General features: G+C 44.3%; 9 protein-coding genes. 4 read left to right on the forward strand and 5 right to left on the reverse strand.

The annotated features are described in order from the left end of the window. Window positions 1–38: 38 nt before the first annotated feature. The 4 genes from FQ084_RS03790 to FQ084_RS03805 form a co-directional block, all read right to left on the reverse strand. The gene (locus tag FQ084_RS03790; protein ID WP_149489275.1) at window positions 39–2,363 is read right to left on the reverse strand and encodes an NADP-dependent malic enzyme; all 2,325 of its coding nucleotides are present in this window, start codon (window positions 2,361–2,363) and stop codon (window positions 39–41) included. A 342-nt stretch (window positions 2,364–2,705) separates the two neighbouring features. Next, a complete protein-coding gene (locus FQ084_RS03795) occupies window positions 2,706–4,172 on the reverse strand; it encodes a protein adenylyltransferase SelO (RefSeq protein ID WP_149489276.1) in 1,467 nt (488 codons plus the stop codon). 244 nt (window positions 4,173–4,416) lie between these two features. Beyond that, a complete protein-coding gene (locus FQ084_RS03800; protein ID WP_410477327.1) occupies window positions 4,417–5,592 on the reverse strand; it encodes an acyl-CoA desaturase in 1,176 nt (391 codons plus the stop codon). A 519-nt stretch (window positions 5,593–6,111) separates the two neighbouring features. Beyond that, entirely contained in the window at window positions 6,112–6,840 is a 729-nt protein-coding gene (locus FQ084_RS03805) for a glycerophosphodiester phosphodiesterase (RefSeq protein WP_149489278.1), read from the reverse strand. Between the two features lie 407 nt (window positions 6,841–7,247). On the opposite strand from FQ084_RS03805, the gene FQ084_RS03810 reads away from it, so the two are divergent. Further along, on the forward strand, window positions 7,248–8,213 hold the full coding sequence (locus FQ084_RS03810; RefSeq protein ID WP_149489279.1) for a hypothetical protein: 966 nt from the start codon (window positions 7,248–7,250) through the stop codon (window positions 8,211–8,213). A 158-nt stretch (window positions 8,214–8,371) separates the two neighbouring features. On the opposite strand, the gene FQ084_RS03815 is transcribed toward FQ084_RS03810, so the two are convergent. Next, a complete protein-coding gene (locus FQ084_RS03815) occupies window positions 8,372–8,971 on the reverse strand; it encodes a cob(I)yrinic acid a,c-diamide adenosyltransferase (protein WP_149489280.1) in 600 nt (199 codons plus the stop codon). Between the two features lie 233 nt (window positions 8,972–9,204). Between FQ084_RS03815 and cysS the strand changes: the two genes are divergently transcribed. From cysS to guaB, 3 genes are all read left to right on the forward strand, one after another. Further along, the gene (gene cysS, locus FQ084_RS03820) at window positions 9,205–10,665 is read left to right on the forward strand and encodes a cysteine--tRNA ligase (protein WP_149489281.1); all 1,461 of its coding nucleotides are present in this window, start codon (window positions 9,205–9,207) and stop codon (window positions 10,663–10,665) included. A gap of 130 nt (window positions 10,666–10,795) precedes the next feature. Then, on the forward strand, window positions 10,796–12,940 hold the full coding sequence (locus tag FQ084_RS03825) for a mechanosensitive ion channel family protein (protein ID WP_262880645.1): 2,145 nt from the start codon (window positions 10,796–10,798) through the stop codon (window positions 12,938–12,940). Window positions 12,941–13,304: 364 nt separating this feature from the next. Beyond that, window positions 13,305–14,777 (forward strand): IMP dehydrogenase, encoded by a 1,473-nt coding sequence (guaB, locus tag FQ084_RS03830; protein ID WP_149489282.1) that lies wholly within the window; start codon window positions 13,305–13,307, stop codon window positions 14,775–14,777. The last annotated feature ends 30 nt before the right edge of the window (window positions 14,778–14,807 follow it).

Here is a 14,807-nt window from a genome sequence, read left to right on the forward strand (position 1 = left end):
GACCGTCTTAATAATGCATTTATACGCTGTATAAACGACTACAGCTGCTGTTCACTTTCTAGGTCTTGAGCTTCAGTGACCGCAAGCGCTGTCATATTAACCACACGGCGCGCTGTTGCTGATGGGGTTAGGATATGAACTGGTTTGCTAGCCCCTAGCAAGATAGGACCGATAGACGCACTGCGAGTTGCCGTTTTTAGTAGGTTGAAAGCAATGTTTGCTGAATCAAGCGTTGGCAAAATTAGCAGATTTGCTGAGCCTTTTAGGTTGCTCGATGGCAGGTCATTTGCGCGAATATGTTCATCAAGTGCGGCATCACCTTGCATTTCACCATCGAATTCAAAGTCGACATTCATTTCTGTTAGTAGTTGATGTACTTTACGCATCTTCACAGCGCTGGCACGGTCTGATGTACCAAAGTTAGAATGCGAGACCAACGCCACACGCGGTGTAATACTAAAGCGGCGTAATTGATCGGCTGCTAATACCGTCATTTCAGCCAATTGCTCAGCCGTTGGATCTTCGTGGATATAAGTATCAGCAATGAATATATTGCGATCTTGCATTAGCACAGCGTTCATCGCATAAAAATCACTGACCCCTTCCTTTTTACCGATGACCCTGCTGACATATTTCAGATGGAGATGATAGTAGCTGAATGTGCCACAAATCATACCATCGGCATCACCATTCTCAACCAGCAGCGCACCAATTAAAGAGGTCTTGCGACGGACATCGCGGCGAGCAAGCTCGATACTGACACCATTACGTTTATTCTTCTCATAATAGCCTTTCCAGTAATCTTTATAACGTGGATCATCATCTTGATTAACAATCGTGATGTTTTCCCCATTTTTTAGGCGTAGCGCCAACTTTTCAATGTTCTTTTCGATGACTGCAGTACGACCCACCAAGATTGGATACGCCAACTGCTCGTCGACCACCACTTGTACGGCTAGCAATACGTTGCTGTCTTCGCCTTCACAGTACACGATACGCTTTGGATCGGCTTTAGCACGGGCAAAGATAGGCTTCATGACAAACGCTGAGTTATAAACAAATTCAGACAAGCGTTGACGATAGGCTTTCATATCAGTGATCGGTAGTGTTGCTACACCAGAATCCATCGCCGCTTTAGCAACGGCAGAAGCGATCTCAATGATTAGGTTTGGCTCCAGCGGTCCTGGGATCAGGTAATCACGTCCAAAGCTTGGTGTGCTTTCAACGTTTTTGATGTTGCTCATTGGCGTCGCTTCAACATGCGCCATTGCCGCGATTGCTTTTACACAAGCAATTTTCATCTCTTCGTTAACCGTGGTTGCGCCAACGTCTAACGCACCGCGGAAGATATAAGGGAAGCATAGCGCGTTGTTCACTTGGTTTGGATAGTCTGAGCGACCTGTTGCCATGATGACGTCTGGACGCACCGCATGGGCCAATTCTGGCATGATTTCAGGGGTTGGGTTGGCTAGGGCAAAAATAATAGGGTCTTTTGCCATACGTCGAACCATATCTTCGGTCAATGTACCAGGCATTGATAGCCCTAAGAACATATCGACATCGTCCATCACTTCTTCGATGGTAGACGCTGTGGTGTCACGAGCATAACGCTGCTTAGTCTCATCAAGGTTTTCACGGCTGGTCGTTATGATGCCGCGTGAGTCTGATACCAAGATATTGTTTTTATCAACACCAAGCGCACAAATAATATCTAAGCAAGAAATAGCCGCTGCGCCAGCGCCTGAACAGACCACTTTAATTTCTTCGATTTTTTTGCCCGTGATGAGCAAGGCATTGAGCATCGCTGCGGCAACAATGATTGACGTACCATGTTGGTCATCGTGGAATACTGGAATGTTCATACGTTTACGCAATTCGCGCTCGATTTTGAAACATTCAGGGGCTTTGATATCTTCTAGGTTAATACCGCCAAAAGTAGGCTCTAAAGACGCAACAGCTTCGATGAATTTATCTGGATCATTTTGAGCAATTTCAATATCAAAAACGTCGATACCAGCGAATTTTTTGAATAGTACCCCTTTACCTTCCATTACAGGCTTTGATGCCAATGGACCAATATTCCCTAAACCAAGTACAGCAGTACCGTTGGTAATCACACCGACCAAGTTGCTGCGAGCGGTATACTTAGCTGCTAATGCTGGATCTCTTTGAATCTCAAGGCAAGGTACGGCAACCCCTGGTGAATAGGCGAGCGCCAGATCACGTTGGTTGGCCAGTTGCTTGATAGGCGTAACTGAGATTTTACCTGGGCGTGGAAACTCATGGTAATGTAAGGCAGCTTGTTCGAACTGCTCTTTTTCCGTGATAGGGGTATCCGTATTCAAAGTGATATCGTCATTCATAATAATTGCCATGGTTGGGATAATTGGAATAAAGTAAATGGTGATAAAAACTAATGCTTAAGCCTTAAAAATCATAAAATATGACAATGAAGCTAGCTTTATACTAAAAGAGTCTTCATTAGCGGCTAGACATCAGGGTAAAAACAACAATGCTGCAAAAATAGCTATTCTAGCATCATTGGCATTTAGCTGCCTAGTCAGCTGAGCGCAATAGTACGAGTAATATAATAAAATGATATTCATTATTTCGCTGATTGATGATGACAAATAATAGGGCTAAATATCAACCCTAATTGCATCATGTTTCAAAACATTACAGAATAGCATTTTAATAGCATGTTATTAAGATGAGCAGCTGATCGGCATTTGCGGCGCATGCGGGGCAGGTGGCATCGTATCGAGTTCGGTGGCGATGTCTTGTACCGTATAAGGGGTCGCAAGCAATTCAAAGACTCGATTTAACTCATCAAATTGCCCTTGTTCAGCGGCCGTGATAACGCGCTGCGCTATACTATTACGTAACACATAAACCGGATTATCGCTACGCATCTCATCAATAGAGTGCTCGCTAGGTAACGACTGTAGCGCTGCCAAATAACGTGTTGACCAATCTTGCCAGACGTTTAGCGCCTCATTATTAAACTCAGTAGTCATTATTGTAAGCAGCTGCTGCTCATAAGGATACTCGTTTGGCGCGACCAAACCCAATAGGGCTCGGAAACTATTGGTATAGTCGAGTAAATTGTCTTCTAGTAACGTCAACCATTCAAAGGCAAGGGTTAAACTTTCTTTGGCGTGCGGCAATCCCAGCTTACGGCACAGTCCTTGCTGATAATGCTGCATAAAGGTCGCCTCATATGGCGCCAGACAATCAGCCAAAGTATCGCGCGTCACACCGTCTAAGCGCATAAAGTGTGGCAGCCAAATATTTAAGTTCCAATGGCCGATGGCCGGTTGGTTTTGATAAGCATAACGTCCGGTATGGTCGGAGTGATTGTTAATCCAAGCGGGATTAAAACGTTCCATAAAGCCAAACGGACCAAAGTCTAAGGTGCTGCCAGTAATAGATAAGTTGTCAGTATTCATTACCCCATGCGCAAAGCCAATCAGCTGCCAGTCAGCAATCATACGCGCCGTTCGCTCAACCACTGCTTGTAAAAAAGCTAAGACAGGTTTTTCGCTATTGCGGCATTCTGGGTAGTAAGTATCAATCATATAATCGGTAAATTCGCCAAGCAGGTCAGGCGCAAAGCTGGCAATCCATTCAACATGGCCGAAGCGAATATGACTGTCAGCGACACGCATCAATGCTGCCCCAGCTTCCATGCGTTCGCGGCGAACTTTGGTATCAGAAACCACAAACCCCAAGGCATTCGAAGAGGGGATGCCCAGCTGGGTCAACGCATGACCACATAAATATTCGCGGATTGTACTGCGTAACACCGCACGCCCATCGCCCATCCGTGAATAAGGAGTTAGCCCCATGCCCTTTAAATGCAAATCTTGTAATTGGTCGTTATTATCAATCACTTGTGCCATGAGTAAACCGCGTCCATCGCCCAATTGTCCCGCCCATTGTCCAAACTGATGACCGGCATAAGCCATCGATAGCGGCTGGAACTGGGCTGGCACGTATTGACCACTCAATATCTCAACCCATCGTGCCATCAAATCTTCATCATCGAGCCAGCCCAATTGCTGCGCTACTTGCTTATTAAAATGACCGGCGCGAGGATTGTCTAGTGGTGTCGGCTGCTGCTCATGATAGAGGCGGGTGTCTAATTTGACATAAGTATTCTGATAGCGCATAAGTGCCGTTCCAATTTAGATGTGTAGTGAATATAGAAACAAAATGCAAAAATAAAGATATAAAATCAAATGATAAATACGATAACTCACTATAACATAGCCTTAATAATGCCGCGTTTCACTATGTCCATCTCTTGTAATAAGGACTACTCCTAGCGCACAAAAAAAATCCCCCTATCTTTACAGATAGAGGGCAGGAGAGACGTACAATAAGGGAATTAAATGATTAATCTACGATGACTGCTTAAGCCGCTTTAGGGCTTTGGCCAATAGAGCGAAACGCAGTTTTTAGATTGCTGTTGTGCGCCAGTATTTTTTGCTCAATCTTAGCATAATCCTGTCTTAACTTTTCATCCACCTCATGTAAACGATCAGCAAATTCTGTTTTCTTAAGCTCAATGGTTTTGGCTTTTAACGCTTGCCATTCTTCAACCGTTTGCGTAAAGGCATCGTATTCAAACTTGATGCGATCTTGGAAGCTTCTCATCGCATGAGGAATATCATGCCCGCTTGCGGTGGCATTATCAATCTGCTGTTGGGCTTTTTTGAACTGCATTTGCACTTCAGCATGCTTGATGGTGGTGTCATCAACCGTACGCAATTCGCTCGTTAGGCCGAGTTTAGATAGGCCAACAATCAACCATTTAGTTGGGTCATATTGCCACCATTTCACGCCATTACGATAGTCGTATTGGAAGAAGTGATGATAATTATGATAACCTTCACCCCAAGTAAAGATGGCGAGGAAGAAGTTATCACGCGCACTATTGGTATCGGTATAAGGACGTGTGCCAAACATGTGACATAGCGAGTTGATAAAGAACGTAAAGTGATGGGTCAGTACCAAACGCAGTAGACCTGCCAAGACTAACGTACCCCAAACATCACCAACCAACCAGCCAACAGCCGCAACCATAGCGACGTTGGTTGCCAATACCCATAGACCATAATATTTATGCTGAATCTGTAGCACTTTATCTTTGGTCAAGTCAGGAATGTTCTTATAGTCAAAGCGACCACTAGGATAATTACGTAGCATCCAGCCGATATGACTAAAGAAAAACCCGCGCTGTGCTGAGTAAGGGTCTTCCATGCGATCATCAACATGACGGTGATGCGTACGGTGGCCTGACACCCAGTCAAAGGCGGAACCTTGAACAGCAAGAGTTGAGCCTAGTAATAGGAAGTTTTTTACCAAAGGATGCGCTTTATAAGCCCGATGCGACAGTAGGCGATGATAGCCTGCAGTAATACTAATACCTGTCCATACCATGAAAGCACCAAATACGCCCCAAACCGGCGCACTAACCTGATGGGTCAGTAAATACCACGGCGTAATGACAGCAGCAGCAATAGGCGTTGCAATCAGAAAAATCGCTGGAACCAAGTTGATTGGCGACTTTTGAAATTCAAGTTCCAGAGGGTCAATGCCCTCATAATTGACCACTGCATTCGCATCTTTATCATTGTTGATAGTAGCGAACTTGTCGGCAGGGTGATCAGTTTTGCTTTTGCTGGTATCAAGCCATGTCTTTACGCGCAGCGCTTGAGTGCCAGCATGCTGTATAAGCGTATCACCAGACTTCATAGCAAAACGCAAGCCTTTAAGTGGTAAGCCTATTACTTTTTTAGCAATCATGTAATATTCCTAATGATATAAATTTCAGCCTCTATATTAACTCAAAAGAAGAATAAAGTGAACAGTTATACACTAGAAAAATATTGCTAAATAACAATAACTTGTATGAGTTATGGGATGTATTATCGTAAATAATGGCTGACTTATCAGTAATTGGGTAAAAGTGTAAGTACAAAGGCAAATACGTAGGGTTTTAAAGTGGGTTGGTCATTGAGGTAAACGGTTTTTATATTAGATAGTGGTTATATATAGGCTCCTATATATAGGCGCCTAAAAGTTGCTCCAGAATGAACAGCCCGTTTAGCATGTGAGTAAATAGGTTGGATAGTCAGTGATAATGACGTCGACTTGCCACGCTATCAGTTGTTCAATCGTGTCGCTATCATTGACCGTCCATGCGCTCACCGGTAAGTCATAGCGATGACAGTGTTCAATGACTGCTGGATTGAGAAGCGGGTAGTGAATACCCAGTTGAACACAACCAAGTTGCAGCGCAGTATTAGTCGCCGTTAGTAAGGTCTCAGGCGTACGAATCAGTAGACCACGCGGCATATGTTGCAATAGCTGGTTGCGTTGTAGCCCTGCATGTAGCTCGACATCAAAGCTAGTTAGCACGATAGGTAGGCTGACAAGTGGGCTGTCAATTAGATCCGTCATTAATGCTCTGATGAGCTTGCGGTAATCCGTACGCTCATGTGTCTTAATCTCAAGCTCAATATAAGTAAAGCCTTCTAAGGTAGGTGCTATATGCGCTAACGGCGTAATCTTGTGACCAGACTGTACATAGCGTTGAATCTCAGCAAGGCTTAACTGATCAATACGGGATTGCTGCGCGCACATACGTTGTAAATTGTCATCGTGAAAGACCACTAAGTGTCCATCCGCACTCAGCTGCACATCGAACTCCACACCTGCCAAGCCAGCAGTTTGTAGATTTTGCGCAAGCTCAAAACCTGCTAATGTATTTTCTAATGCCTCACCACGTGCGCCGCGATGCCCTAATAAAAGCGTATTTTTAAAATTCATCATCATTAATAACTATCAAATATTTTATCGCCATCATATCGTCTCTGCCAAAATCGGTCTAATAAAATATTTACTCACTGGTTTTGGCACATTAAAAGTTGGGTGAGGTGAAAGTTGAGCGAGTTAAAAGTTGAAGCATTTAAAAACTTACACAATTATTTACCTATGTATTTGTTGCGTTTTTGCAACCAAACCTCGGTTTTAGGCCGAATGTTAGACGTTATTTGTATATCAATAGGCTACACTAATGACCATTTAACGCAAACACCGTATAATAATGTGGTTTTCAAAACTTGCACGATCGCTGTTAATTGTTACGATTTTAATGTGACGGCTTGAGTGTGACGCTTTGAGTGTTAAACAATGTCCATCAGTGGCGGTACGAATCAGTAAATTGGAGCAAAATAAAGATGAGCGTAGTAAATAAGAGTTTGAGCAAATGGTATAAGGTTGCTGGTATTGGCTTCGCATGCAGTTTAGCGCTGGCTGGCTGCGACCGTTCAGAAAAAGAAGATACGACGGAAACGGCAGAGCTAACCGAAGAAACCGCTGTTAGTGAGAACGCTGCTGCTACTGCGGTCAGCTGTGATGATCCGATGGTACAAGATCGCCTGAAATCAACTTTAAAAAATACGCTCAATCAACAAGGACAAACACTGGCGGCAAGCTACGCCAACGATGCTGAAATTGGTCTAAACAGTGGCGTGGTGACGGCAAAAACCGACGGTATCGTTATAGACGTACAGAATGCAGCAGTTTTACAAGCAGCCAATGCCAATGGTATGACAACTTGTCAAGCAAGCGTCAGCATGACGTTGCCAAGTGAAGACTTATATCAAGCCAGCCAACTCCAAGCGGCCAACAATCAGCCAAGCTTGCAATCTCGTTTGGCCAACGACAATATCCGTATCAATAACAATATGCTCGTTGATGATGCATTTACCTATGTCGTTGGTACGCAAGGTGGTCAAGTACGTACGCGTATCGCAGGGCAGCCCGCATTGATTACAGTGGTATCAGAAGTGGTGGCAAGCTCGGTCTTTCAGTCAGCGCTAGAAGAGCAGCGTGCTCAGCGCGCCTCAGAGCAAGCTGAACGTCGCCGCCAAGCTGCACAAAACAACAGCGACAGCCAACCTCGTCAGCCAAGACAGGTAACGCCAGTGACCCCTGCACGCCCAACTGAACCTGCTACGCCACCAACTGTGAAGCAAAATAATCAAAGCAGCAGTAATCAGAGTAACGACACTCAGAGCAGTAACCAAGCCGCCGCAACGCCTAATGCCTCAGCACCTGCGACCCCAGCCATACCTAAGTCAGTACCTAAAGATGAAAGTATCGACATGGTGATTATTGAAGATAAAGAAGCGACATATTAGGTAATAAAGCGTCAGTAGTGATTTTAAAATAACGATGATTACTACGTAAGCTTATTATCTTCAATAAAAAACGCCCGCAACTATTATAAGTTGCGGGCGTTTTGCTTGTTGCTTGTGGGAGTCAGTCTTTAGGTAATAGTGCAGTACCAAAGCTTACGCTATTTATCATCAGCGAATTTTTGTAATACTTGACTGTCCCATAGGACTTCAGAGACCTGTTCGGGGTTAGTGCAAAAACGGGCTGCGACAAATAGCCAATCAGACAAGCGATTGATAAAGCTCACCGCTGTCGGACGAATGGCTTCTGGGCGCTGCTGTTGCAATAGCACCGCTTGGCGCTCAGCACGGCGGCAGACAGTACGAGCCACATGCAGTTGACTAACAAGCACTGAACCTGTCGGTAAGATAAAATCTTTCAGCGGTGGCAACGTAGTATTCATCGCATCAATCTGTTGCTCTAACCAGTCAATATGCGGGGCGCTTACGCCTTCATATTCTGGCATGGCAAGCTCGCCACCGATATTAAATAACAAGTGCTGAATAATCACTAACGCTTGAGCAAAGTCGGCTTCTTTATTCGCGTCAGTCGAGGTTTGCGTCAACTGCGCGCGTACCAAACCAATGTGCGAGTTGAGCTCATCAATATCACCCATCACGCTAAACAGATTGTCTGCTTTACTTACTCGGCTGCCATCTGCCATGCCCGTGGTGCCGTCATCTCCGGTACGTGTGTATATTTTGCTTAAACGATTGCCCATATTTGAGTCCTTAACGGTCAGTGTTTTTTTATCATTGCGAGTCTTACTTGTGCGCTCATTGTAGTATTTTACGAGCATTTTCGCTAAGATAATGGGTTAAGTTTTATATTGCTGTGCTCTATTAGGATAATAATCACGTTAAAGCTTTTATAGCTAGACGTTTTATGACTATAGGATGCGGTATGGATATGCTCATTTATTTCTTATACTTTTAATCAAAAGGCTTTTCTACTATGACCACACCTCTTGCAGACACTATGTCTCAGCTTGCCATCTACGATTCACTTACTGGACGCAAGCAGTCATTCAAGCCGCTTGTGGCGGGCAAAGTCGGCATGTATGTGTGCGGGATGACGGTCTATGATTATTGTCATATTGGTCATGCTCGGATGATGGTCGCCTTTGATATGGCGGTGCGCTGGCTCAAACAATTGGGTTATGACGTCAATTATGTGCGTAACATCACCGATATTGATGACAAAATCATCACCCGTGCTGCTGAAAATGGAGAAGAGATTGGTGCATTAACGCAGCGTTTTATTACAGCGATGCACGAAGATTTCTCTGCACTTGGCTGCTTATCGCCTGATGCCGAGCCGCGTGCGACCGATTATATCGATGAGATGCAGCAGATGATTGGCAATTTGGTCAGCAATGACTACGCTTATGCTGGTGATAATGGCGATGTGTATTATGCGGTCGATAGCTTCCCTGATTATGGTAAATTATCCAAGCGTAATTTGGATGATATGCAAGCGGGCTCACGCGTTGATGTCGAAAATGACAAGCGCAATCCGTTTGACTTTGTTCTATGGAAAGCGGCAAAACCTGGGGAGCCACAATGGGCATCGCCATGGGGTCAGGGGCGTCCAGGCTGGCATATTGAGTGCTCGGCGATGTCGACCAAATGCCTTGGCAATACCTTTGATATTCATGGCGGTGGTCATGATTTACAGTTTCCGCATCATGAAAATGAGATAGCACAATCTGAAGCAGCGACTGGCTGCGAGTACGCGCGTAATTGGATGCACGTTGGCTTTATTAATGTCGATGGCGAAAAGATGTCCAAATCTTTGGGTAACTTTGCAACCATTCGTGACGTCATCAAGCATTTTCATCCTGAAACGCTGCGCTTTTTCTTATTATCCAGCCACTATCGCAGCCAAGTAAACTTCTCCGATAGCGCTTTAAATGAAGCACATAATAGCCTAAGTAGATTGTACCAGGCCTTAAAAGCAGCTGAACAACAAAAAGGTCAGGCGCTTATCATCAATAATGAACTGATAAAATCTGCTTATAACAGTGCGGCGGGACAAGACTTTATCAAAGCCATGAATGATGACTTTAATAGCTCAACAGCAATCAGTGTGTTATTTGGGCTAGCGCGTGATATCAATAAAGCAGTCAAAGCTGAAGACGTAGAAGATGCATGGCAATTGGCGCAGCAGCTAAAAGCCTTGGCGCAAACGCTAAATATTTTACAGCAGCCTGTTCAGCAGTTTTTGCAAGCGGTCATCGGTGAGGCGCAAGCAGACGGTTTAACCGATGCAGCTATTGATGGATTAATTATCGAGCGTGCGGATGCCAAAACCAATAAAAACTTCGCCCGTGCTGACGAGATACGCGAGCAGTTAAAAAATGCTGGTATTGAGCTTGAAGACAGCCGTGCGGGTACGACTTGGCGCCGCGCTTAAAGCATGTCGTCCATCTAACTAATGGTATCCATTAATGGTTTTACTCATAAATTAAGTCAGCTTAGCGCTGGCTTTTTTTTGCCCAGTGCCTTAGCTTAACTTTATCTTTAGCGCAACAGAGCTTTATCGTATGAAACACTCTCATCCTTCTTTGATTGTTAAAAACATCCAAACTCTAAATGTTGGAAATAGTGGCGCTGCTCATAAGGCCAGCTTTGATGAGTGCGAAAGTATTAAGACTTGCAAAAAACCTGAGCGCTTTGAGCAAGATAAGGGCGTGGGAAATTTTGAAAATATTGAGACTATGAATATGGAGATGGCTAACAATAATAGGTCTAGGAAGCACTTAAGCACATATCACTTTATTCTCAGCATGTCCGTTATTATCCTAAGTATCATCTATCTGCCTGCTTATGCCGTCAGTACTGATAATGCTGCGCTTGAAAACTCAGCTACCAGTTCTGCTACTAATAATCAAAATGAAGCAACTGCGCCCGTCACTGCCACGCCAGACAATATCGTTGATTATGCGGCACAAAGGATTGATAAGCTGAAAAGAGAAGGGGTTAGCGTCTCTGCTATTGCTGAAGAAGTGATTAGTCCGCTTGAGAAAAAGACCGTGCAACAGGCAGGCGTGTTACAGGGTGATTCTGGTCTAACTGGCGATTATAACGAAGGCTATTATGCGTTAAATAAGCTAAATGTAGGCTTGCCGCCCTTATCTGAGCCGCCGAATTTATCGACACCGCTGGCCACTTTGGAGTTTTTTCAATCAGCAGTCATGAAGCAGCAGTATGACTTAGCGGCTTATGCGCTCAATATGAACTTGATTGATGAGACGTTACAAAGCAGTCAAGCAATAGACCTTGCCAAGCAACTTGATTTTTTATTGGTCGAAAAAAAGCTATATGTGTTTGATAAGCTGCCCGATCGTCCAGATGGTTTGATCGAGCCGCCGCTTGGTAGCACGAATAGTATCCAAGGTATTCCTAGGCGCTCGATTCAATTGGGCTATATCGACTACCGTGAGCGTAGAGTACCGATACATCTCGAACGTGTGCGCATCGATGATAGTGCACCGTTTTGGGTATTTTCTGCCCAGACGGTGGCTAATATCGATAAGCTATACGAGCAGTATCACCCCGCTAAGTTTGAGCGTTATTTGCCAGACTGGACCAAATTAAAAGTCTTTGGTATTGCCGTTTGGGAATTTTTAGCGTTACTCATGTTTTTTTCTTTTACTATGGGTGTCGGCTGGTTATTAAGTAAAGCGGCCGGTAAGCTCCTCAATTGGTATGTTCTGGATAAAGAGGGCAATCGTCTCGGCACCGTTCATCACAACGGGGTGGAAGACTTGGTCAATAAGCTGACCGTGCCTTTGACTTTTACCATCAGTTTTTCGTCTGTCTACACTTTGGTGTCAGGCGGCTTTCCTTATTTGGATGCGCTGGCCTCGTCAACACGCCCTATTATTTGGCTTGGCTTGGTATTTAGTGCCATGTGGCTTGGCATTCGAGCGATTAATTTCTTTGCCAATCGTTATAAAGATTTGCAAATAGAAAATTTGAGCGAAGAGCAGTTTGATAAAGGTCGCCGCCGTCGCACTTATGTGTCTATCTTTCGCCGTGTCTTTATCTTTGTCATGATTTTGGGTGGTATTTGGATAGGGCTGAGTGAATTTACCAATATTGATGGTTTGGGTAAGACATTACTCACCTCAGCAGGGATTGCGGGTGCAGTGATAGGTATTGCCGCGCAGCCTATTTTGGGTAATATCATTGCAGGGATGCAAGTCGCGATTACCCAGCCTGTGCGTATCGGTGATACGGTGATGATGGAGGAAGAATGGTGTACGATTGAAGATTTGGGTTACACCTATGCGGTACTCAAAACGTGGGATGAACGCCGCTTGATAGTACCTATGCGTCATTTTATCACTGAGATTGTGGAAAACTGGTCGCATACCGAGTCGCATCAAACCTCGGTGATTTATTTATATGTCGATTATGGCGCAGATATTGACGCTATTCGGCAGAAATATATCCAGCTAGTGAAAGACAATGCGCTATGGGACAGCGAAGTGGAGCCTGAGATGTTTACCGTATCGGTATCAGAAAACACCATTAAGCTGCGCTGTAGCCAAGCCTCTGATAGTCCTATCAATGCTTGGACATTAGAATGTGAAGTCCGTGAACAGATGCTAAGCTATTTATATAGAGAACAAAAAGATTATTTACCTGCAGAGCGTTTGATCGTTAAAACCAGTAATGGTTAAAAATAGCACCGCTATCTTAGCAAAATAAGCTGACAAATATGTTATGCGTAGGCTTGCCTTATTTGTTATAATATGGCGTTATTTTTAAGGGATAATTCAGTTATTAAGCATCGTGTAATCAGACTTTAGGAGGTTTAGAGGCGCTGTATTAGCAAATCTACTGACTAATCGTTTTATTACTACTGATAAATAGATAACGTGCCGAGCGAATGTTGGTATTTAGTATTTGTTGCTCATGGTTCTGTCGCAATCTGATGGCTTTATCTTCATTTATATTTTAGCCTATTGATTTTGACGAAACGTTCGTTTATCGACTTGATACTGCATTTTCCACCCATCAAAATAACCACCACTAGGGGTCTGTATGTTGCGAATTGTCGATGAAGCCTTAACCTTTGATGACGTTTTATTATTACCAGCTTATTCTGAAATCCTACCAAAAGCTGCTGATTTAACGACCCGCCTAACAAAAAGTATCACGCTGAACTTACCACTGATTTCTGCTGCTATGGATACTGTCACTGAGTCTGAAATGGCTATTACGATGGCACAGCTTGGTGGATTGGGTATCTTGCATAAGAGTATGGATATTGATAAGCAAGCCATGCAAGTACGCCGCGTCAAAAAATTCGAAGCAGGTACTGTCGTTGATCCTATCACGGTTCATCCAGAGATGACGATTGGTGAGCTACTAAGATTGACCCAAGATAATAATATCTCGGGTGTGCCGGTGGTTGAGAAAGGAACGGATAAGGTCATTGGTATTGTGACTCACCGTGACTGGCGTTTTGAGACCAATTTATCATTACCTGTCAGCCATATCATGACGCCAAAAGAGCAGTTGGTCACCGTAAAAGAAGGTGAGAGCAACGAAAATATCAAAAAACTGTTACATGAGCACCGTATCGAAAAAGTGATTGTGATTAATGATGATTTTCGTTTGCGCGGTCTGATTACGGTCAACGATTTTGCCAAAGCAGAAAACAACCCGAATGCTTGTAAAGATGAGCAGGGTCGTTTACGAGTTGGTGCGGCTGTTGGTACAGGCGCTGATACGCAAGCACGTGTTGAAGCCTTAATTGCCGCTGATGTCGATATCATCGTTGTTGATACCGCGCATGGTCATTCAAAAGGCGTGATTGATAAAGTTTCTTGGATTAAAAAGAACTTTCCAAACGTTCAGGTTATCGGCGGTAATATTGCCACTGGTGATGCCGCTAAAGCGTTACGTGATGCTGGTGCAGATGCGGTAAAAGTAGGTATCGGCCCAGGATCTATCTGTACCACGCGTATCATTGCTGGTGTTGGTATGCCACAAATTTCTGCGATTGATAGCGTAGCAAACGCGTTACAAGACAGTATTCCACTGATTGCTGATGGTGGTATTCGCTATTCAGGTGATATGGCAAAAGCCATCGCTGCTGGCGCGTCATGTATCATGGTCGGTTCACTGATGGCGGGTACTGAAGAAGCACCAGGTGAAGTTGAGCTATTCCAAGGTCGCTATTATAAAGCTTACCGCGGCATGGGTAGCTTGGGTGCGATGTCAGGTCAAAACGGCTCATCAGATCGCTACTTCCAAGATGCCAAAGATGGTGTGGAAAAACTGGTGCCAGAAGGCATCGAAGGCCGCGTACCTTATAAAGGTCCAGTGGCTGGTATCGTCAACCAAATGGTGGGTGGTCTGCGTTCATCAATGGGTTATACCGGTTGTGCAACGATTGAAGAGATGCGTACTAAACCACAGTTTGTTAAAGTAACTTCAGCAGGTATGAAAGAATCACACGTCCATGATGTGCAGATTACCAAAGAAGCCCCTAACTACCGTGTCGACTAATAGTGTTTTTAGCGTTGCCTAAGCACAGAA

This window comes from Psychrobacter sp. ANT_WB68, assembly GCF_008369115.1.
Lineage (GTDB): Bacteria > Pseudomonadota > Gammaproteobacteria > Pseudomonadales > Moraxellaceae > Psychrobacter.